The sequence below is a fragment of the Paenibacillus sp. PastF-3 genome (assembly GCF_029893135.1).
Classification (GTDB): Bacteria; Bacillota; Bacilli; order Paenibacillales; family Paenibacillaceae; genus Paenibacillus_AQ; species Paenibacillus_AQ nitricinens.
In genome coordinates, this window is the sequence record NZ_JARXWM010000004.1 from 221,380 (window position 1) to 241,047 (window position 19,668).

Below are 19,668 nucleotides of genomic sequence, written 5' to 3' on the forward strand. Positions count from 1 at the left end.
GAAATAGCCAATTCAAAGGATATTCAACGAATTATTAGGGAGTTTTTCCCTTAAAACCATGGATTTCAAGCAATATTTGCTAAATTTCAGGGAGGTTTTCCCTCATTATCAGCGAAACAACTACCTCTCACGTTTCGAAGAGAATTAAGTGCTGCTCTACTTCTAGGTATTGAAATTTAATTCCACATCGCTAAAAAAGTGGGCACATTTCCCTTCTTTATATTTCGTAGGTTCCCGGCTCCAAAAGTGCTCCACAGCCGTTATTTGCGTCCTCATCGGAAAAGCTGGTGAAATAGAGCCATCCATCTGGCTGTAACTGTTCCAGACAATTAGCCACCAATCTTCTACGATCCTCTTCGAGAAATAAATGCAGCATGTCATAGCAATAGATGGCATCTACCTTTTCTTCCAAAATAGAGTCTAGCACTGAACCTAAAATAAAAAGACTCCTAGAGTCCCACTCTGTCGCCATCTTTAGCGCCTCCACGCTTAACTCAACGCCGAAGGTCTTAAACTCTTCTGAGAATACCTTCGTATTTCGTCCATATCCTGAACCGGGGACTAGAACCGACTTCACATTATGTTGCCGAAAAATATCCCTTACTGCCTAAGCTGTAGGACTCGGCTCACTCCCCCAGATCATGCCTTCTTGCGCAAATCTTCGACTCCAATATTCGGACATAGATTTTCTTCCACTCCTCACACTAGCTTCCCAGCACCCTATACCAATACTGATAAATCTCCTTAAAACCCAGTTTGTCATACAAGGCTGAAGCTCCAGCATTAACTTGTACCACTTGCAGGAAAGAGGTCTTAGCTCCCCGTGATTTCCCCCAGTGAAGCAAGGCCAGCAATAATTGCTCTGCCATCCCCTGTCTACGGTATTCCGCAGCAGTGACAATATCATACAGACCCATGTATCCGTTCTGAATCACGCCAAGACCACAAGCGGTAGGAATATCATTGTTGAACAATATGACATAACCCTGCTTCAAATGCGAGGCGGACAACATTCTGGTTAAGGTTTCCCGATTCTTATCGGACAGCTCGGTAAGCTCACTGAATACGTTTAGCCACGCTTCAGTCAAGTTCTCCTGCACCTGAACCGTATAACATAAATCAGGGGTCGCTAAGTCCTCCAGATCAAGCACTCTTACTGATGAAGGCTCCGCTATGCTGTAACCACGATCAGCTAGCTTCTCATCAAGGCTTGCAGGCTGGATGTAGGGAGTTATTTTAAAGACTGGCTTTAGTCCAGCATGTTCATAATACTGCTCCGCAAGCTTGATCTGATCTCCTAAATCTGCCGTACAGCGCTCAGCCCCATATAACGGATTCACCGAATTAGCCCTTTTGGTATAACCCGCTGCCGTACGTAGAATCCATCCATTCAAAAGCAGGCTCTGTTCTGCAGGCCAAGTATTCAGTGTGATTTCTTCTATGAATTTATACAGCTTAATCCTCTCCTTTCGAGGCACGTTTGTTACGCATCGCTGGCAACAGCTTTACAGCACTTTCCTCTCCTTGGGTTGTAAAATGGTCATATTGGGGGGACTCTTTGCCATATAGAGCAATTTTGCCATCACTGTTAAAATGAACTCCCCAACCAAACCGCTTCGGCAGCAATGACGCCCGCAGGCAAGGGTGGTTTCTGGAAAATAGCTCGTTCCATATTTCCTCCTTACGAGTCACTCGATCTTCTAGTGGGATTTGTTTATGACGCACATGAACCTCATATAGAAGTTCTTCATGGTTGTATTGGTAAGGTTCATGAATAAGCAGTTCATATTGAATTACATGTGCAGGCGGGAGTGTTCGACAAGACATCGGAGGTACCCCGGTCTCCTCTGGACAATCCTCTGCTACACGAATAAAAGTATCGGTATAGCTCATTTGCAACGCCTCCATACGAAATAGATATATATTCCTTATATGATAAGTCATCTTCCTATTCTAAGCATAGCCGATTTTTCTAAGGTCCATATAATTGAAGCAGCAAAAACGGCCAATCCTCTAAATGACGAAGGATTGACCGTTCTCTTTGTATTCTATAATTAGCAAAGCTGGCTTCTACCAGCTCGACTTTGTGATCCCGGGAATTTGACCTTTATGTGCCAATTCACGGAATACAATCCGAGAAACTTTGAATTTCCGCAAGTAGCCCCGAGGTCTGCCGGAGACTTGACATCTATTTTTTTGACGAGTTGCGGAGGAATCACGTGGCAGCTTTTGCAAAGCCATGTAGTCTCCTTTTTCTTTTAGTTCTTTTCTTTTAGCTGCATATTTTGCGACTAGCTCTTGTCTCTTCAATTCTTTCACAACTTTTGATTTCTTGGCCATTGTGGTTCTCCTTCCACTTCTGTATGTTCTACTCGTTTAATGCACTTTTCAAGGCTGCCAGGTTCTGACGCATGATCCCTAAATAATCCAGGTTCTGACTACGATCCTCTTCTGTTAATCCTTCAATCGGGTTTAGAACGGCTGTTTTGGCACCAATCTCCTTAGCGATCGTATCTGCCACACTTGAGGATACAAGCGTCTCGAAGAATATCGTCTTCACCTTATGCTCTTTCGCAAACTCCACAATCTTGCTCATATTCGCTGCAGAAGGTTCCTGCTCCGGAGACAATCCGGCAATTGGGACCTGAGTTAATCCATACTGCTTGGCAAGGTAACCGAAAGCCGCATGCTGGGTGATGAAATCCTTACGTTTAGTCTCCTTAAGTTCATCCTTAAACGCTTGATCTAGCTGCTCCAGATTAGCTACATAAGCATCTGCATTCGCCTTGAAATCCTTAGCGTTGTCAGGTGCAGCCGCAGATAAAGCCGCTTCAATGTTACGCACTTCTTGAATAGCAAGCACTGGATTGAGCCACACATGCGGATCTAGTCCACCATGATCATGCGAATGCTCTTCGTGAGCATGTTCACCTTCTTCGTGAGCATGTTCACCTTCCCCATGGTCGTGGTCCGCTTCTTCCTCTTCTGTACCTTCCATGATGTCCAAGCCCTTGCTGGCCTCTACCGTGATTAATGATTTTCCAGATACACTTTCCAGTACTTGATCCACCCAACCTTCCATTCCAGCGCCGTTATAGATCAGCATATCCGCATCTGAGATTTCAGCCATATCCTGAGCGGTTGGTTCCCAATCATGCGGCTCAATTCCAGCTGGAATGAGTGCTTCTACTTCTGCCAGATCACCTGCCACATTTTTCGTAAACTCGTAAATCGGATAAAAACTGACTTTAATATTTAATTTCGAGGCTTCTGGAAGTGCAGTAACTTCTGCGGCTCCAGAGGCATTCGCGGCATTCGAAGCAGTAGAATTAACTGCATTATTGTTACCGCAGCCTGCGGCAAAAAGTAAGGTGGATAGAGACAAAATAGCTAGATGATGCATTCTAAATTTCATTGAGAGATATATCTCCTTTTCTGGAAATAGATTTTTGAATGTGACGACGATTTTTAAGCCTGATCAGCTTCTGTACCAAGATTGCAATTAACAAAAAAGATAGCAAGATAAGCGCAATTGTCCCACCCGGCGGTGTATTGATGTAATAAGAGGCACTGAGTCCACTAAACACACCAAGCAGTCCTACGCTAATCGAGATCCATATAGCTGTCGCAAAACCTGACGCGATACGCAAAGCGATCGATGCTGGCAAAACAATAAGTGCTGAAACCAATAAAACCCCAACAACTGGCATTGCAGCCGCTACCGTCATCCCAGTGAGTACCGCAAACGAAAAGGATAACCAGCCTACATGAACTCCACTGATAGTAGCGGTTTCTTCATCAAAGGTCAGATTATACAGAGATCTGCGAAAAACAATAAAATAGAGCAGGCCGATTACAGCTACGAGAGCAATAATCATCAATTGGGTATCGCTGACCGCAACAATGGAACCAAACAGGTAGGAGCTGAAGCTTTTACTCAAATTCTGCTTTAAGCTCATAAGCACAACTGCCAACGCCAGTCCAGAGGTCATAATAATAGCTACCGGAAGCTCGCTGTATGTACGATAGGAACGTCGAAGCTGTTCGATAACAATACCGCCAAGAATCGCAACCATGAAACCACTTAATGCTGGATTAAGCTGCAGGATCGAACCTAGGGCTACTCCTGCAAGTGATACATGAGAGAGGGTATCTGCCATGAGCACCTGACGGCGAAGCATGAGATACACCCCGAGCAGTGGACCGATAATGCCAATTAACCCACCGGCCCAAAATGCACGTTGCATGAATTCGTAACTAAACATTGCCACCCTTCGTCCTCCTTTCGTTCCAAGCTGATCACCGTATCAAGATAGGAACTGGTCTCTTCCAGAGCATGTGTCACCATGATTACCGTTCGACCGTGTTCACTGACATCGTGGCGCATTAGCTTATAGAACCCTATGCGGCTGTCCAGATCCATTCCTGTAGTGGGTTCGTCCAGAACCAATATCTGCGGCTGCTGTGCCAAGGCACGGGCGATACAGATCCTCTGCTTTTGACCGCCTGACAGCTCTCCTATCCTCCGGTCTCGCAAATGCCACATATCCACCTGCCTTAAACTTCGCTCAACGATTTCGTCCTGCTCCGGTGTGAACCGTCTAAATAACCCCAGCCTTGGGTAACAACCTGAGCGAACCAGTTCAATCACCTTGCTTGGGAACCCCGCGTTAAAAGAAGCTACCTGCTGTGGTACGTACCCGATAACCAGCTTCCCGTTATCCGACAGCGCTTTATTCAAATGTACCGTTCCACTCCATGGACGGAGCAGGCCGAGCATAAGCTTCAACAGGGTGGTCTTGGCAGCCCCATTAGGTCCTGTTATCCCAATAAACTGTCCGGTATGAATGTCTAGTGAAATGTTATCAAGTACAGGTTCATCCCCATACCCGAACACTACATTTCGCATGGATGACAGGATCATATGCCTCGCCTCCCTTCTGACTGATTATGTCTGCCTTGCTTTTAAATCGTAAGTTTTACGATTAACAAAATTGATAATATCGTAATCATTACGATTTGTAAACCCAAATCCAGAAATTAATCGTAATAGTAACTATTAATTTCTGGAACATATAGCAAAAACCGGAATTCCAGCCTGCTGGATCCCGGTTTTTCATCTCTAACTCCCTATAGTTCTACTCTTCAGCGGCTGCTAGAAGCTCCTCAACAGGCCATGGTAATGGATTGTTAAACTTGGCCCAATCCAGCTTCAGTTCTTCGGCTGTCAGCAGACATCTGTCCAATCTGGCTTCGAGCTGAGCTTGATCCATGTTTACACCGATAAATACAATTTCATTGATTCTATCGCCCCACTGCTCGTCCCATTTCGCCCGCAGCTCAGGTTCCTCTTCCAGCACCTCCAGCTGTTGCTCTTTAGGCATTGTAGCCAGCCAGTAACCGGCAGGTCCGAACTGAATCGAAGGTCCTGCCTGACTTAAAGTAGCTGCAAGATCCCCTTTGGCCGCTACCCATACTACTCCTTTTGATCGAACAACCTCTTCCGGCCAGTTGCTAAAGAAAAAACTTAATCTTTGCGGATGGAAAGGTGTTCTCTGACGATAGACAAAAGAGGATATCCCATATTCCTCTGTCTCAGGGGTATGCGACTCCTTATTCAGCTCCGCAATCCAGCCCGAAGACAAGCTTGTTTTGTCAAAATCAAACAATCCAGTATTCAGAATCTCCTTCGGATCGACTACACCGTTAACCGTGCGGATAAGCTTGGCCAATGGCTGCAGTTTACGGAGCACAGCTTCAAGCTTGTTGAGTTCATCTTCTTGCAGCAGATCACACTTATTCAGCAGCAGCACATCACAGGTTTCAATCTGATCAATCAGCAGATCTACAATATCGCGGAAATCTCCCTCACCAGCCGTTTGATTACGATCTATTAGACTATCCCCAGAGGAGAAGTCATGCCAGAAACGCCCAGCATCCACTACCGTCACCAGCGTATCCAATTGAGCAAGTGAAGTTAAATCGATATCTAGCTCGGGATTCGCGTAGGTAAAGGTCTGGGCTACGGGTACCGGCTCACTAATGCCAGAGGATTCAATCAGGATGTAATCAAATCGTCCCTCAGCAGTTAGCTTTTGCACTTCAATAATCAAATCATCCCGAAGTGTACAGCAAATACATCCATTAGACATTTCAACCAGCTTCTCTTCGGTTCTGGACAGCGTATTTCCCGACTTCACCAGATTTGCATCCACATTCACTTCACTCATGTCATTTACTATAACGGCCACTTTAAGCCCGTCACGGTTATGCAAAATATGATTCAGCAGCGTTGTCTTCCCAGAGCCTAAGTAGCCACTGAGCACAGTAACCGGGATTTTTTTCATTCAGAACACTCCTATCATTGATTAGCATTTATGTTTGGCATTTATAGCACTTACCGGGTTTCGCGGTGTAATGTATCTCTTTTGAGACGTGGGCAATATTTCTTCATTTCCATACGTTCTGGGTGATTTCGCTTATTCTTCGTAGTGGTATAGTTGCGATCTCCTGTCTCGGTGCATGCTAAAGTAATGGTTACTCTCATCGGTTCCATCTCCTTTTTAGTTAAATCGTAATAATTACGATTAACACATCGTACACGGTTTATTCACACTCTGTCAACTATCGTCTTGTAAATATTTCAACTCTCTTAACTTTGTGGTCTTTCTGGCGGACAACTCACGTATAGATGGAATTATAAAAATATGATTCTTGTATTTCCAAGAGAATCAGGCAGGAGTGGAGATCATGAAGATACCAGTAATTATTTTGAGCGGGTTTCTGGGGAGCGGGAAGACAACTCTGCTATTGTCCCTGCTGAAAGAGAGCAAGGTAAGAGGTCTGAACCCTGGCGTAGTTATGAATGAGCTGGGAAAGAGAGATGTTGATGGGTATATTCTGCAGGAGCATACGGGTACAACCGTGACTAAGCTACTGGACGGATGTGTATGCTGTAGCCGTAAAGAGGATTTGGCAGACAGCCTGCTGGTACTGTTAAGAGGACGGCCTGATGCTATTTATATCGAGCTTACTGGCGTCGCGAACCCTGAAGAAATTTCCAAAACATTACAAGAAGCCGTTCTACAGGAAAGGGTTGAATTGCATTTTACGATCACCTTATTGGATGCAGAGAACGCCTTGGAATATAACAGCAGACTCTCTTCTGACAAACAGCTGGTTCGTACCCTTCGCAAGCAGCTGTCCTCCGCTGATCTCATTGTCGTTAATAAGAGCGATCTTGTAGAGCCAGAAACCTTATGGCGAATTGAAAAGGGTGTCCGAAAACAAAATTCAGAGGCTGAAATCGTTTATACCCATTACAGCGAAATCAACCTTTCACCGATATTATCAGGAATCACCCCACGTAAAATCATCGCTCCCGCGCCACAACGTGCACCTCAAACCTTTAAAGGCGCAACACTTAAACAAATGAATTCAGAACAGGGAGCCACAGCAGTAAAAGAACGGCAAGAGGAGTCCCATGCCTCTTTTTCCCAAGTGACGGCCATCACGCTAACCATTCCGCAAGCGGGGACTACAATGCCTACCAAAGAACGGCTAGAGGCTTTCTTTCAAGAATGGGGTGACAATCTGCTCCGTGCCAAAGGGCATATCCTTTTGTCCGAACAGGAACCGGTTCAACTTGTCCAATATGCGGGAATGCGTACAAGCTGGGAGGCGTCACGTTACCCCGGAATGCCTTATGTAGTATTCATCGGGATAAATTTAGATGAGGAACTGCTGGCAGATCGGTGGTCCACCTTATTCGAGCCTTGACTACCCTTTCCCCTTTAAAAATACTGCCGCTGCTTCTACCGATCTCATTCCTGATTATCATTGGTTTTATATGGGTGCCTAATCAACTGGAGCTACTAGATAACGCGTACATTGACACGTTCAAAACCGGCTTTATCGGGATTTTGCTAGAAGCCTTGCCGTTTGTGTTAGCAGGAGCTTTATTATCCTCGCTGCTTCGTGTCTTTATCCCGGATGAAATGATCTCCCGGTGGATTCCGAAGCAGGCGTTTCTGGCTATTTTATTCGCTTGCCTGCTCGGAATTATATTCCCAGTATGCGAATGTGGAATGATCCCGCTTGTCCGCCGACTTATCCATAAGGGTATGCCTGTCTATGTCGCGATTGTGTTCATCTTATCCGGACCCATCCTAAACCCAGTCGTCTATGGAGCAACACTGACTGCCTTTCGCAACCACTCAGAACTGGCCTATGCGCGGATGGGTCTAGCTTTTATAGTCGCCTGTATTATAGGCTTGATTATCTATGCAACGGTGAAAAAGCCCCCTATACGCCTCAGCGTTCAGCGCGAAACCGATAACACTCATCATAATAATTCTCGTGGAGGAAAGTTAGCTGCCGTCTTCGTGCATACGTCGGATGAGTTTTTTGAGATGGGAAAATACTTAATCATTGGCTGCCTATTGACCGCTGGCATTCAGACGTTTATGGTTCAGGACAGTTTAGCTGCGATCGGAGATAAGCCGCTCGGGTCTTATTTTTTCATGATGGGACTGGCATTTGTGCTTTCGCTCTGTTCCACCTCAGATGCCTTTGTAGCTTCCACCTTTGTACATTCTTTTCCAGCAGGAGCACTGCTCGCTTTTATGGTATTTGGGCCGATGCTAGATTTCAAAAATTCATTGATGTTACTTTCGCTGTTTAAGACCAAATTTGCTCTTTATTTGTTCTTTCTTATCTTTTCGAGCGTATTTATTGGAGCCGTACTCATGTCCTTATGGCTGTGATCATAAAGGTGACAAGCAGATGCTTACCGCATTGTTAGGAGGAAGCGTATGAATGACTCTCGAAGCATCCGATTTCACTATTTGTTAAGGGCGGTCATTCTGCTCGCCTTTGCTCTCTATATTGGGCAACTAGTGCAGCAGGACGCTTTGCATTATTATGTAGCGCCTAAGCTAGCACGCTGGGTTCAGTTATGTCCGATTCCTCTCACACTTATGGCGCTCAGCTTGGCTATTCAAGCCTTATTTGGTAAGGGAAGTGTGCTATGTGACTGCGAGCACCGCCTCCCTCATTCCATATTTAAAAGTACAGCGCTTTATGGATTATTCCTCTTTCCACTGTTGCTTGGATTTGTACTTCCTGATCGTGCCTTGGGAAGTATGGCCGCTAGTAAAAAGGGGATTTCGTTCTCCTCATTACCATCAGAGTCTACCAATGCTGTTAGATTCGAATCGATTGATCCTTATCATGAGGAGCTCACTGAGCTAGCTAAGATTCTATATGCGCAGCCTACTATCCCTGTGTATTCTGATATTTTTTCTGAAACACTAGGTGCTATTGACATGTATAAACAACAATTTGAAGGCAAAGAAATTTCCGTTTCCGGTTTTCTGTATCGCGATGATAGTGAAACGCCAGAGAATGCATTTGCCATTGGCAGATTTCTGGTTCAGTGCTGTACCGCCGATGCTACTCCATTTGGGATGCTGGTTGATTCCGGCAAATTAAAAAGCTTGCCCACCGATACCTGGATAGAGGTTCGGGGCAAGCTTCAAGTTGTGCAATACAAGGGCCAAGAAATGATGCAAATACGCGCAGAAGCAATTACACCTATTGCGCAACCAACAACACCCTACATTTACACGAGTGCTGACTCCATAACGGCATGGAAAGCTTTGCAGAATACGGCCAAACCTACTAAATAATTGCGTCCAGCTCATCCTCATCATTCACTCGGTTAGGGTTAAATACTTCAACCATAATACGGGCGGGTATACATATGATTTGTTGCTTTGGCCTAGAAATAAACCCCATTTCCAAAGCGATTCGCAAAGGAGCGTCAGAATATGTCATTTGGATCCCGTAATCAAATACCTTTAAGGTATTGTGACCAAACTCCGTTTGAATATCTATAATTTGCTCTTCTTTAGTCAAAGAAACGGTCTTGTATTCCTTACCATCGACCGTAATTATAGCTTTCAAATCTCCTTGCTGATACTGTTCATTACGGGTGTCCCACCACTTGATTCCGTAGATCAAACCTGCTGCGAATAGAGCTAAAAAAATGATTACAAAATCGCCACGCTTCATCTTTAACAAGGTATGGATCCTTTCATCGACAATATATTCGTAATGATTACGATTACAAATATATTAATCTTACGCCCTTTTGTCAATGACACTCCTCATCCTTAACGAATCCGAGTAGACCAATCTTTTAATACCCTATCAAGCTCCTTTATAGAGATAGGCTTGGAGATGAAATCCTGCATTCCTGCACTCAGACACATATCTTTATCTTCATTTCTGGCAAACGCTGTGGCCGCAATAATAACAGGAGACAGCCCGAGCTTCTCACGTATGATTCCTGTTGCTTCTATCCCATCCATAACTGGCATCTGAATATCCATAAAGACGAGATCATAATCCTTGGACAGCACAGATCGAACTGCTTCCTCGCCATTTGATGCAATGTCAGGGAAGTATCCCCTCTTTTTCATATAAGCCAGCATCAGTTGCTGATTCACAGGATGATCTTCAGCGATGAGAATAGACATCGGTCCATATTCTCCAGTATCAGATGCTTTGGCGTTAGGTTTATTGCTTTTGTCTGCATCCACTGAAGGGTGGAGCATTACCTTCTGATTCCATTCCTCTTTGGGCAAAGAGACCTCCACGGTGAAAAAGAACTCTGAGCCATGTTTCTCACAACTCCTTACACCAATCGCTCCTCCAAGCAGCTCCACCAGCTTTTTACTAATGGCCAGTCCCAGTCCTGTTCCGCCATATTTACGATTAATGGAAGGATGCAATTGCGAGAACGATTGAAACAATAACCCTTGACTGGCAACTGGAATTCCCAAACCCGTATCTTTAACCATGAACTTAACGATAATATTTCCTGACTTTTGAGAAGCCTCCAGACTGGCAGAAATACTAATTTCACCTGTCTCCGTAAATTTCACCGCATTTCCCACTAAGTTCACGAGAATTTGGCGCAATCTCGCCTCATCCGTCACAACGACAAATGGAAGATCAGGTGCAATATTGATAGTCAGTAACAACCCTTTCTCTTTGACCTTCGGATAGAATAGCTCACTAACGTTCTGAATCACTTCACGTAAATCCACCATTTGCAGTTCAAGTGTCATCATACCTGCTTCAATTTTGCTGAAATCCAGCACTTCATTCAAAATATGAAGCAATGCTTCTCCACTACTGTTAATGATTTGTGTGTAGTAGCTTTGCTCTTCATCCAGCTCTGTACCTGAGAGCAAGTCTGCCATTCCTATAATACCGTTCATAGGTGTACGCAGCTCATGGCTCATGATCGCTAGAAACTCCGACTTCGCCCGATCCGCTTCCTCTGCAGACTCCTTCGCTCGCACAATCTCCTTCTCTTCTGTGATATCCCGGAAAACCACTACAGCTCCGATCCGCTCTTCTCCATCAAAAAGAGGAGTCATGTGATATCTGACTAAAAAGCTGGAACCATCTTGCCTCCAAAACACGCCCTCTTTCTCATCAAAAGAGCGATTATTGAAGTGCGAGGGAATCAGCGTCTTCTGGATGCCCAAGAATGGCTCATTATCCAGCCAAGTCTGATGAATCGTATGGAATTTGCTGTTCAACCATTCCGTTGGATCGTATCCTAGCATAGTAATCGCCGCTGGGTTGATGAACATCGTATTCCCTTCAAGATTCATACCAAATATGCCTTCAGATACTGAATTCAGTATTAGAGCATGCTCGTTACTTAACTTCTCTATTTCTTCAAAATGCCGCGCCCGTTCCGCAATGTCCCGGGTTACACACACCAGCTCTTGTCCTCCAAATGTCTCCGAGTAGATGTAGCGAAGTGTTGTCTCCGTCCAAATATATGTTCCATCTTTGCAAAGAAACCGAAAGGTCACAGGCTCGAGCTTCTTGCCTTCCATACAATTGCTAAGATAGGTTACTACCTTCTCCTTGTCCTCAGGATGTATGTAATCTATTCCTCTGGTTTCGTACATTTCTTCCGGTGTATAACCGAACATTGTCTGGCAAATCGGTGATGCATACAGATAGGTGAGGTGTCCGTCTGCTGTATTTCGTGAAATAAAATCCATTGAATTTTCCGACAGAAGTCGGTAATTCTGCTCACTATCACGCATCTGTTCCTCCATTCGATGACGTTCAGTCACATCCTGGGCAATCCCGCTGATCTGTAGCACTCTTCCTTCTTCATCCTTAAGCACTTCCCAGTGTACATCCAAAAACTTCAAAATCCCATCCGCACTTTTAATCCGAACCATAGCTTCGCCATTCGTCACATTTGCAAAGGATTGACGCACTAGCTTTTCAAGTCTTGTAAAATCAGCTGGATCAATACAGGAAAGAACATGCCTGTAATCAAAATAGGAATGAATACTCTCATCTAACGAAAAGCCGAAAATGTTACGCATTTCTCTAGAAACCGTCAACCGCGCTTTTGTCGCATCCCATTCCCAAGATCCCATTTTCGCAAGATATTGGGCTTTCGCCAGCATATCCTCATATTTCTTACGCTGTGTAATATCGCGGCCGATGGTTAATATCTGCTTGATTTGCCCCTGCTCATCACGTACCACCTGTGAACTGCTCTCGATCCACAAATAATGTCCGTCCTTATGCCGGGCTCTACGTGTATACACATCCGTATCCGAATAGAGTTTTCCGTGTTTGGTCATCTCTAAGGCATCATCTACGTGATAATAATCAGGTCTTTTCGTGCCTATCATTTCATCTGCAGGATATCCCAGCAACAGCTCCACTGAAGGAGACACGTATTGCAACGTACCGTCAGGTTTGCCAAAAGAAATCATATCCGGTGTATTTTTTGTGATCAAATTATATAAATGTTGATCTTCCTGAATCTTATCTTCGGCAAGTCTTCGGTCTGTGATATCCGTTAGTTCTGAAATCATGACAAGAGGTTCACTAGAATTCTCCTGAAGAATCAGAAATATATGTTGTGCAACCCAGATCATCTCGCCATCCTTACACAGGAACCGTCTTTCTAATTCCATCGCGGACCCAGGATCTGCTAAGAGATTGTTCAGGATAACGTAATGATCATCATCGATTTTATCGTCTGGATAAATAAGATCTAAATAATGCATATTCAAAAGCTCTTCTTCAGAATAACCGAGCATATGGCAAAGCGCCGGATTGGATTGAATCAAGGTTCCTTCCTTGGGAGAGACTACTGCAACCCCTATAGAAGACCGTAAGTATAGTTGCTTAAAAAGAAATTCAGACACCTGAGTAGCCTCCTCTTTTGAGATGGGGACAAACTTTATTACAATCTCGTAATCTATTCCAGTATACCTTTTTTTCGGTAATTAAGCTTGATAGCTGAGTCCTAAATGATAGGTTGGTATAAATCAAAGAGATTGCGTGTTATCCTCACAGACAAAAAATAAACAGCAAGTCCCCAACACTCGGGGAGCTTGCTGTTAGTACATTGCACAACTTAAAATAACTATTCTCTTATTAAATTCTCTTGTTGAAGCTTCTTAATTTTCTTACGGATAGGTGCACCGGCTCTTAAAAAAACAAGTCCCAAAAGGATTAAAAGCCCGCCTAGAACAACGTTTATTAAACTAATGCCGCTGGATGAATTGAAATAATTCGTTACCCCAATGAGAATGTTGGCTAAACCAACAATGAACTCTAACCACATAACAGAATTCCATAGCGTGTTAATTCGCTTAAAGTGTTTTATTTTGGATTCCAGATCCGTGTAAATATCAAACGAACCTTCGGATGACTTCTTCCTAAGATAAATCCAGCGAACATAGCTGCTAACACACTCTACTCCATTTTCTTCTAAAAACTTGAGGTATGCTACGCTTTCCGGATGAGTAGGCACATTATCTAAAAGTTCAATTCTATACGTATACTCATTCTTAGGCGAGTCAGTAAACACATATTTACACCAGGAGTAGCTTGAAAGGGCAAACCCTTTGGCAGACATTTCATTAAGCCACTGTTCTTCCTTCTCAAAATCCCAAAACAGCTTGCGAACCACATGCTTCATTTCGACTCACCTCCAGCTATTCTCTTCCCATTAGCAATCAGCTCTTCCAACCGGATAAGCTCCCCCTGAATCACTGTCTTCCCTAATTCAGTAATTTCGTATTCCTTTCTTCGGGAGCCTTCTTCCCCTTCTATAGCTCTTATCCAGTTTTTCTCAAGCAAGGTGTTGATTGCTCCATATAAAGTGCCCGCTCCAAGATCCACTCGACCATGACTTAAATCCTTCACATTCTGCATAATTGCGTATCCGTGCATTGCGGTGTATAAAGACAATAAAATGTAAAATACAGCTTCTGTTAAGGCTCCTCTTTCTGAGCTTTCAGGCATGATTCCATCTCCATTCTATTACTGTTAGCGATATATCGGTTACCGTAATAACAATATTACGGTAACCGATATAATTGTCAATACAAAATACCTATAATATCTTCGCCATATTATGCTCCGAAGCATAGCTACAGTAAGAATTGGACCACCATCACTTTCTTCAGAAATAAAAAATAGGCTTATACAACTGCCCAAGAGCAATTGTATAAGCCTATTTGATGATGCGGTCGAGAGGACTCGAACCTCCACGATATTGCTACCACACGGACCTGAACCGTGCGCGTCTGCCAATTCCGCCACGACCGCACATTATGTACACCAATGAAATAATCACTGTACATAAGACTATACATTTTTTTCGGATAAATAGCAACTTATTTTTAAATCGTTGTACAGATGAATCCAACAACAACGATATAACCGATTTAACATATTCAAATCCCCATAGGCATAACCAATCACAGTTATTCAGTTTATATATTTCACTTATAAGAGGCTGGTATGATACAACATAATTAAAGAATGTGCTACATCAGAAATATCACTGTAATTCCAAACCAGAAAGGACGAGTACGTATGAACCACCAGTGGAATACCGGAATCTATGATGCTGATATGGCCTTTGTATCTCAGTTTGGAGAATCCTTAATTGAGCTGCTTCGCCCCCAGCCTGGTGAACAGATTATGGATTGGGGCTGTGGAACTGGCGATTTGGCAGCAGCCATCGCGGCTAGAGGTGCAATTATAACAGGAATTGATGCCTCGGACGAAATGATTCAGACTGCCCGTGACAAGCATCCTCAGCTAAACTTCATCTTAGCAGATGGGCAAAATTACACTGCGGAACAGCCGGTCGATGCTGTGTTCAGCAATGCTGCTCTACATTGGTTGACCGACGCGAATGGAGCTGCCGCTTCTATTGCAGCTAGCCTGCGGACAGGTGGACGTTTTGTCGCTGAGTTCGGTGGGCTGGGCAATATCGCTTCCATCGTCACTGAAGTTCCCAATGCTTTTGCCGCTATTGGGTGTAGTGATAAACTCCAGCTACCTTGGTACTTCCCAAGCATCGGGCAATATGCATCACTATTGGAACAGCATGGACTGTCAGTAGACCTCGCTCTTTGTTTCGACCGTCCAACCCCGCTAGAGGCTGGAGAGCAAGGGTTCCAGCGCTGATTGAACACTTTTGCTAATGGAATCTTAAGTGTCCTCACCCCCTCTGAACGAGAGGAAGTCCTCACTTACATGGAACAGAAACTGAAGCCCACGTTATTTCAAGCTAACCGTTGGGTGATGGATTATCGAAGAATCCGTGTGTTAGCTTACAAACGGGTCTAATTCTGAGGGGAGTTTCTTCCTATGCTACAAAAAAAAGAGTGTACCGGTGCAGTGTCGCACCCATACACTCTTTATTAATTATAATAGATGTTACCTTTTATCTCCAATATATCGATCACTACCAGCACCAAGTCCGACAACCAGCAGCAATACGCTTGCACAAAGCAATAAAACTAGCGGCATTGTCCAGCTATTCGTAACATCATGCAGCCATCCAAATAATGCCGGACCCATTGCAGCAAGCACATAGCCCACGGATTGCGCCATACCCGACAGTTCCGCGGCTTCTTGAGTGCTTCTAGTCCGTAGACTGAAGAACATCATCACTAGGCCGAAGGCGAATCCTCCGGCAATCCCAAAGCATATCGCCCAGACTGCCATTAAAGCACTGCTGCCCAGCCAAATTCCACCTATTCCTATGAAATACAAAATAGCCGTGATGATTACCAGAATACGTTGGTTCTTCATCCGACCTGCCCACAACGGCACGAAGAAAGTAAACGGCAACTGCGCCATTTGCATCAGCGATAGTAACCAGCCTGCATGGCTTGATGACATTCCTCGCTCACCAAGGAGAACAGAAAACCAAGCTATAAAGACATAATAGAGCAGTGACTGTAGTCCCATAAAAATCGTTACTTTCCACGCAAGCGAAGAACGCCACATATTCCCACTGGAGACCGAGCCCTTAGCCCCAGTCCCTTGATCAAGCTTACGCATTTGCGGAATCCAGAACAAAGTTGCCAGTGCAGCGATCATAAACCAAATTGCCAAAGTCCCTCTCCAGCCAAATCCAGCATTACTGGCTAGCGGTACACTAATTCCTGAAGCGATGGCTGCACATAAATTCATAGAGACCGTATAGACACCTGTCATTAATCCAATTTTGTGGGGAAACTTCCCTTTAATAAGCCCTGGAAGCAGTACATTACACACTGCAATAGAAAGCCCGAGTATCGCCGTACCTGTGAACAACAATCCCGTTCCAGATCCAGACCGAATTAGAATCCCCATAGCAAGCATAACCATGGCAATCAATAACACATTAGCCATCCCGAAACGGCGGGCTAGCTTTGGAGCAAACGGGGACAAGATCGCAAAAGCCAACAATGGTAAAGTGGTAATAGCTCCGGTTAAAGTATTCGATAAGCCTAGATCATCCTGAATCATTTGTACTAGTGGACCGACGGAGGTGAAGGGCGCTCTAAGTGCCGCTGCGATAAACACAATCCCCAACACTAGCAGCCAGCGATCATATTTGGTGTCCGTTAAACCTCTATTCTGAATGTTTCCTTCTCGTTGCGATGCTTTCATCATGTATCCTCCTAAATTACAACAAGCATAAACGCCCTTGACATCCCTGTAAGGACGGTGAGCGATTACGCCAGAAATATATAAATGTTTATTACATGGCATTAAGACCTATCATCCACTATTATTATAAAAGTTACAAGCCTTAAGTAATTTCATAACCCTATTATTGACAAAATCGAATGACATCTTTAGTATCCATATAATCAAGACAATTGAGAATCAATTTCATTCGATCCCTACATATTCCTATAGAAAAGAGTGAACAGAATGCTTCGAAGGTTTTTTTCCTACTATCGTCCGTATAAAAAACTATTTATATTGGACTTCTCCTGCGCTGTTTTTGCAGGTCTGCTAGAACTAGCTTTTCCGGTAGCTGTCAATAAATTTATTGATGATTTGCTCCCCGGTCAAGATTGGCCGCTGATACTCATTGCTTGTGTCGCGCTTCTAGCTATTTACGCCTTGAATACGGTAATGCAATATATCGTTACTTACTGGGGCCACATGCTTGGTATTAACATCGAGACCGATATGCGTAAAAAAATGTTCAATCACATCCAGAAACTATCCTTCCGATTTTTTGATAATAATAAAACAGGTCACCTAATCGGACGTATCACCAACGACCTAAATGATATCGGCGAGGTGGCGCACCATGGTCCTGAGGATGTATTCATTGCCATCATGACACTCGTCGGAGCTTTTATCCTGATGGCTGATATTAACCTGAAGCTGGCGATTATTACTTTTATTATCGTTCCAATTATGGCTTGGGTGATCATCTACTTCGGACGCAACATGACTTCCACCTACCGCCAGCTATTTGGGAATGTAGGTAGTTTCAATGCCCGTATCGAAGATAATGTGGGCGGAATCCGGGTTGTGCAATCTTTTGCCAATGAGCAGCATGAACAAGAGCTATTCGCCGTAGATAATCAAATGTTCCGTAAAACTAAGCTTCTTGCTTATAAAACCATGGCCAAAAGCTTATCCGTCAGCTATATGATGACCCGCCTCATTACGATCCTTGTGATGATCAGCGGCGCTTGGTTCTTCATCAATGGCGAACTTCAAATCGGTGAGTTTGTGGCATTTATTCTGTTGTCCAATATCTTTTTCCGTCCGATCGAGAAGATCAATGCCGTTATCGAGAGTTATCCAAAAGGAATTGCGGGATTTAAACGTTATCTTGAGATTATTGATACAGAGCCGGATATCAGCGATAAGCCGGATGCCGTAGAGGTAAGCACTTTACACGGTGATATTACCTTCCAGAATGTCTTTTTCGGTTACGACGAGGACCGTCCGGTTCTGCAAAATATTAGCCTGAAAGTAAAAGCTGGCGAAACGATTGCTTTTGTTGGACCTTCTGGTGCAGGAAAAACAACCATTTGTAGCCTGCTTCCTCGTTTCTATGATGTCACTGGCGGGGCTATCACCATAGATGGCATCGATATCCGTGACATGAAGCTAGAGTCGTTACGTAAGCAGATCGGGATCGTGCAGCAGGATGTATTCCTGTTCTCCGGTACGATTCGTGAGAATATCGCCTACGGAAAGCTGGATGCGAAGCTGCCTGAAATCTGGGAAGCTGCCCGGCGTGCCCATCTGGAGGATCTCATTCAGAATCTACCCGAGGGCATGGATACAGTGATCGGAGAGCGCGGTGTGAAGCTGTCCGGTGGACAGAAGCAACGCTTAGCGATCGCCCGCATGTTCCTGAAGAATCCGCCGATTCTGATTCTGGATGAAGCTACTTCCGCACTGGATACAGAAACGGAAGCCGCGATTCAGCAATCGCTGGCGGATCTGTCCGTGGGTAGAACCACACTCGTCATCGCCCACCGATTGACGACGATTAAGAATGCCGACCGGATCATGGTCGTGAACGAAGAAGGCATTGCCGAGCAAGGCCGCCATGAAGAGTTAGTCCATGCCGGTGGCATATACAGCCGGCTGCATCAGGCGCAGTATAACGCCTAAGGACGTTATCTAGAGCTTCTGAAGAATGATTGATTCAGCTTCTGGGATTTTCAAAAAAAGCAAGCCTAGTCCCACGTCATTGGCGACTAGGCTTGCTTTTTCGTACTTCTCATCTATTTCCTGCATGAGGGCTAAATTGGTGAGTTAGGGAGTATTGGAGTTAGGAGTATTGGAGTTTAAGAGTAATAGGGAGTTATAGGGAGTTATAGGGAGTTATAGGGAGTTAGGGAGTTATGGCCTTTTGGATTCGTGGGAATGAAAATTAGGGAAATCCTCCCCAATTTCATCGATATTACGGTCCTGATTTCAACAATTAGGGAATTCCTCCCCTTAAATTCACCTAATTAGCTCATTACAGTGGATTTCAGGCGATTTTCAGGGAGAAATTCCCTATAAAGCTTAAAATCCAGCGAAAATCCGCAATTTTTAGGGAGGATTTCCCTATAAATCAAACAAAAACACAACTCTGTGCATAATAGTAGCTCTCCGCTCTGATAAGGTAACCATGTTCAATTCCCCGAAAAATTCCTACGGCTTACTCAGCACGTTGTACGGGATTTTTACCGTTCTTTTCCGCGTTTCCAGCTGAATCAGCTTCATGAACGGGATTTCTACCGTTCTTTTCAGCTTTTCCAGCCAAATCAGCTTCATGAACGGGATTTC

20 protein-coding genes and 1 tRNA gene are annotated in these 19,668 nt (G+C 44.3%); 5 read left to right on the forward strand and 16 right to left on the reverse strand.

What is annotated here, in order from left to right; translation table 11 throughout:
- Positions 1 to 217: 217 nt before the first annotated feature.
- From M2444_RS10635 to rpmG, 9 genes are all read right to left on the reverse strand, one after another.
- The gene (locus tag M2444_RS10635; RefSeq protein WP_280786908.1) at positions 218 to 577 is read right to left on the reverse strand and encodes a class I SAM-dependent methyltransferase; all 360 of its coding nucleotides are present in this window, start codon (positions 575 to 577) and stop codon (positions 218 to 220) included.
- A 127-nt stretch (positions 578 to 704) separates the two neighbouring features.
- Positions 705 to 1,478, reverse strand: coding sequence for a GNAT family N-acetyltransferase (locus M2444_RS10640; RefSeq protein ID WP_280786909.1), 774 nt, complete (start codon positions 1,476 to 1,478; stop codon positions 705 to 707).
- Entirely contained in the window at positions 1,456 to 1,893 is a 438-nt protein-coding gene (locus tag M2444_RS10645) for a DUF6157 family protein (protein ID WP_094876161.1), read from the reverse strand. Before M2444_RS10645 ends, M2444_RS10640 begins: the two co-directional genes overlap by 23 nt.
- Before the next feature lie 177 nt (positions 1,894 to 2,070).
- Positions 2,071 to 2,340 carry a 30S ribosomal protein S14 gene (gene rpsN, locus M2444_RS10650; protein ID WP_094876162.1) on the reverse strand — a complete coding sequence of 90 codons (270 nt, stop codon included), beginning with the start codon at positions 2,338 to 2,340 and terminating at the stop codon, positions 2,071 to 2,073.
- Between the two features lie 28 nt (positions 2,341 to 2,368).
- Positions 2,369 to 3,415 (reverse strand): metal ABC transporter substrate-binding protein, encoded by a 1,047-nt coding sequence (locus M2444_RS10655; RefSeq protein WP_280786910.1) that lies wholly within the window; start codon positions 3,413 to 3,415, stop codon positions 2,369 to 2,371.
- A complete protein-coding gene (locus tag M2444_RS10660) occupies positions 3,405 to 4,271 on the reverse strand; it encodes a metal ABC transporter permease (protein ID WP_094876164.1) in 867 nt (288 codons plus the stop codon). Before M2444_RS10660 ends, M2444_RS10655 begins: the two co-directional genes overlap by 11 nt.
- Positions 4,217 to 4,924 (reverse strand): metal ABC transporter ATP-binding protein, encoded by a 708-nt coding sequence (locus M2444_RS10665; RefSeq protein ID WP_280786911.1) that lies wholly within the window; start codon positions 4,922 to 4,924, stop codon positions 4,217 to 4,219. The genes M2444_RS10660 and M2444_RS10665 overlap by 55 nt, the downstream gene beginning before the upstream one ends.
- 214 nt (positions 4,925 to 5,138) lie before the next feature.
- On the reverse strand, positions 5,139 to 6,347 hold the full coding sequence (locus M2444_RS10670) for a GTP-binding protein (protein WP_280786912.1): 1,209 nt from the start codon (positions 6,345 to 6,347) through the stop codon (positions 5,139 to 5,141).
- Positions 6,348 to 6,397: 50 nt separating this feature from the next.
- The gene (gene rpmG / locus M2444_RS10675) at positions 6,398 to 6,547 is read right to left on the reverse strand and encodes a 50S ribosomal protein L33 (RefSeq protein ID WP_280786913.1); all 150 of its coding nucleotides are present in this window, start codon (positions 6,545 to 6,547) and stop codon (positions 6,398 to 6,400) included.
- A gap of 203 nt (positions 6,548 to 6,750) precedes the next feature.
- On the opposite strand from rpmG, the gene M2444_RS10680 reads away from it, so the two are divergent.
- The 3 genes from M2444_RS10680 to M2444_RS10690 all read left to right on the forward strand — a co-directional run bounded on the left by M2444_RS10680 (position 6,751) and on the right by M2444_RS10690 (position 9,689).
- Complete coding sequence (locus M2444_RS10680) at positions 6,751 to 7,779, forward strand: CobW family GTP-binding protein (protein ID WP_280786914.1); 1,029 nt, start codon at positions 6,751 to 6,753, stop codon at positions 7,777 to 7,779.
- A 68-nt stretch (positions 7,780 to 7,847) separates the two neighbouring features.
- Positions 7,848 to 8,765 carry a permease gene (locus tag M2444_RS10685; RefSeq protein WP_481857494.1) on the forward strand — a complete coding sequence of 306 codons (918 nt, stop codon included), beginning with the start codon at positions 7,848 to 7,850 and terminating at the stop codon, positions 8,763 to 8,765.
- A 48-nt stretch (positions 8,766 to 8,813) separates the two neighbouring features.
- Positions 8,814 to 9,689: a TIGR03943 family putative permease subunit gene (locus M2444_RS10690; protein WP_094876169.1), complete on the forward strand. Its 876-nt coding sequence runs from the start codon at positions 8,814 to 8,816 to the stop codon at positions 9,687 to 9,689.
- On the opposite strand, the gene M2444_RS10695 is transcribed toward M2444_RS10690, so the two are convergent.
- From M2444_RS10695 to M2444_RS10715, 5 genes are all read right to left on the reverse strand, one after another.
- A complete protein-coding gene (locus tag M2444_RS10695; RefSeq protein WP_256990397.1) occupies positions 9,682 to 10,074 on the reverse strand; it encodes a NusG domain II-containing protein in 393 nt (130 codons plus the stop codon). The genes M2444_RS10690 and M2444_RS10695 overlap by 8 nt on opposite strands.
- A 101-nt stretch (positions 10,075 to 10,175) precedes the next feature.
- The gene (locus M2444_RS10700; RefSeq protein ID WP_280786915.1) at positions 10,176 to 13,265 is read right to left on the reverse strand and encodes a PAS domain S-box protein; all 3,090 of its coding nucleotides are present in this window, start codon (positions 13,263 to 13,265) and stop codon (positions 10,176 to 10,178) included.
- A gap of 221 nt (positions 13,266 to 13,486) precedes the next feature.
- The gene (locus M2444_RS10705; protein WP_280786916.1) at positions 13,487 to 14,044 is read right to left on the reverse strand and encodes a DUF2812 domain-containing protein; all 558 of its coding nucleotides are present in this window, start codon (positions 14,042 to 14,044) and stop codon (positions 13,487 to 13,489) included.
- Positions 14,041 to 14,370 carry a PadR family transcriptional regulator gene (locus M2444_RS10710; RefSeq protein WP_094874645.1) on the reverse strand — a complete coding sequence of 110 codons (330 nt, stop codon included), beginning with the start codon at positions 14,368 to 14,370 and terminating at the stop codon, positions 14,041 to 14,043. The genes M2444_RS10705 and M2444_RS10710 overlap by 4 nt, the downstream gene beginning before the upstream one ends.
- Before the next feature lie 222 nt (positions 14,371 to 14,592).
- Positions 14,593 to 14,676 (reverse strand) — tRNA-Leu (locus tag M2444_RS10715).
- 270 nt (positions 14,677 to 14,946) lie between these two features.
- Between M2444_RS10715 and M2444_RS10720 the strand changes: the two genes are divergently transcribed.
- The gene (locus tag M2444_RS10720) at positions 14,947 to 15,546 is read left to right on the forward strand and encodes a class I SAM-dependent methyltransferase (protein ID WP_280786917.1); all 600 of its coding nucleotides are present in this window, start codon (positions 14,947 to 14,949) and stop codon (positions 15,544 to 15,546) included.
- A 252-nt stretch (positions 15,547 to 15,798) separates the two neighbouring features.
- On the opposite strand, the gene M2444_RS10725 is transcribed toward M2444_RS10720, so the two are convergent.
- On the reverse strand, positions 15,799 to 17,022 hold the full coding sequence (locus M2444_RS10725; RefSeq protein ID WP_094873349.1) for a CynX/NimT family MFS transporter: 1,224 nt from the start codon (positions 17,020 to 17,022) through the stop codon (positions 15,799 to 15,801).
- A gap of 267 nt (positions 17,023 to 17,289) precedes the next feature.
- On the opposite strand from M2444_RS10725, the gene M2444_RS10730 reads away from it, so the two are divergent.
- A complete protein-coding gene (locus M2444_RS10730; RefSeq protein ID WP_280786918.1) occupies positions 17,290 to 19,005 on the forward strand; it encodes an ABC transporter ATP-binding protein in 1,716 nt (571 codons plus the stop codon).
- A 528-nt stretch (positions 19,006 to 19,533) separates the two neighbouring features.
- Here the strand turns inward: M2444_RS10730 and M2444_RS10735 are convergent.
- A complete protein-coding gene (locus M2444_RS10735) occupies positions 19,534 to 19,656 on the reverse strand; it encodes a hypothetical protein (protein WP_280786919.1) in 123 nt (40 codons plus the stop codon).
- Between the last annotated feature and the right edge of the window lie 12 nt (positions 19,657 to 19,668).

Excerpts from the sequence above, each read along its gene's own strand:
- M2444_RS10720 (WP_280786917.1), top strand. The coding sequence starts at position 14,947 with ATGAACCACCAGTGGAATACCGGAATCTATGATGCTGATATGGCCTTT.
- rpmG (WP_280786913.1), bottom strand. The coding sequence starts at position 6,547 with ATGAGAGTAACCATTACTTTAGCATGCACCGAGACAGGAGATCGCAAC.
- M2444_RS10665 (WP_280786911.1), bottom strand. The coding sequence starts at position 4,924 with ATGATCCTGTCATCCATGCGAAATGTAGTGTTCGGGTATGGGGATGAA.
- M2444_RS10670 (WP_280786912.1), bottom strand. The coding sequence starts at position 6,347 with ATGAAAAAAATCCCGGTTACTGTGCTCAGTGGCTACTTAGGCTCTGGG.
- M2444_RS10680 (WP_280786914.1), top strand. The coding sequence starts at position 6,751 with ATGAAGATACCAGTAATTATTTTGAGCGGGTTTCTGGGGAGCGGGAAG.
- M2444_RS10730 (WP_280786918.1), top strand. The coding sequence starts at position 17,290 with ATGCTTCGAAGGTTTTTTTCCTACTATCGTCCGTATAAAAAACTATTT.
- M2444_RS10725 (WP_094873349.1), bottom strand. The coding sequence starts at position 17,022 with ATGAAAGCATCGCAACGAGAAGGAAACATTCAGAATAGAGGTTTAACG.
- M2444_RS10655 (WP_280786910.1), bottom strand. The coding sequence starts at position 3,415 with ATGAAATTTAGAATGCATCATCTAGCTATTTTGTCTCTATCCACCTTA.
- M2444_RS10690 (WP_094876169.1), top strand. The coding sequence starts at position 8,814 with ATGAATGACTCTCGAAGCATCCGATTTCACTATTTGTTAAGGGCGGTC.
- M2444_RS10645 (WP_094876161.1), bottom strand. The coding sequence starts at position 1,893 with ATGAGCTATACCGATACTTTTATTCGTGTAGCAGAGGATTGTCCAGAG.
- M2444_RS10710 (WP_094874645.1), bottom strand. The coding sequence starts at position 14,370 with ATGCCTGAAAGCTCAGAAAGAGGAGCCTTAACAGAAGCTGTATTTTAC.
- M2444_RS10735 (WP_280786919.1), bottom strand. The coding sequence starts at position 19,656 with ATGAAGCTGATTTGGCTGGAAAAGCTGAAAAGAACGGTAGAAATCCCG.
- rpsN (WP_094876162.1), bottom strand. The coding sequence starts at position 2,340 with ATGGCCAAGAAATCAAAAGTTGTGAAAGAATTGAAGAGACAAGAGCTA.
- M2444_RS10705 (WP_280786916.1), bottom strand. The coding sequence starts at position 14,044 with ATGAAGCATGTGGTTCGCAAGCTGTTTTGGGATTTTGAGAAGGAAGAA.
- M2444_RS10695 (WP_256990397.1), bottom strand. The coding sequence starts at position 10,074 with ATGAAGCGTGGCGATTTTGTAATCATTTTTTTAGCTCTATTCGCAGCA.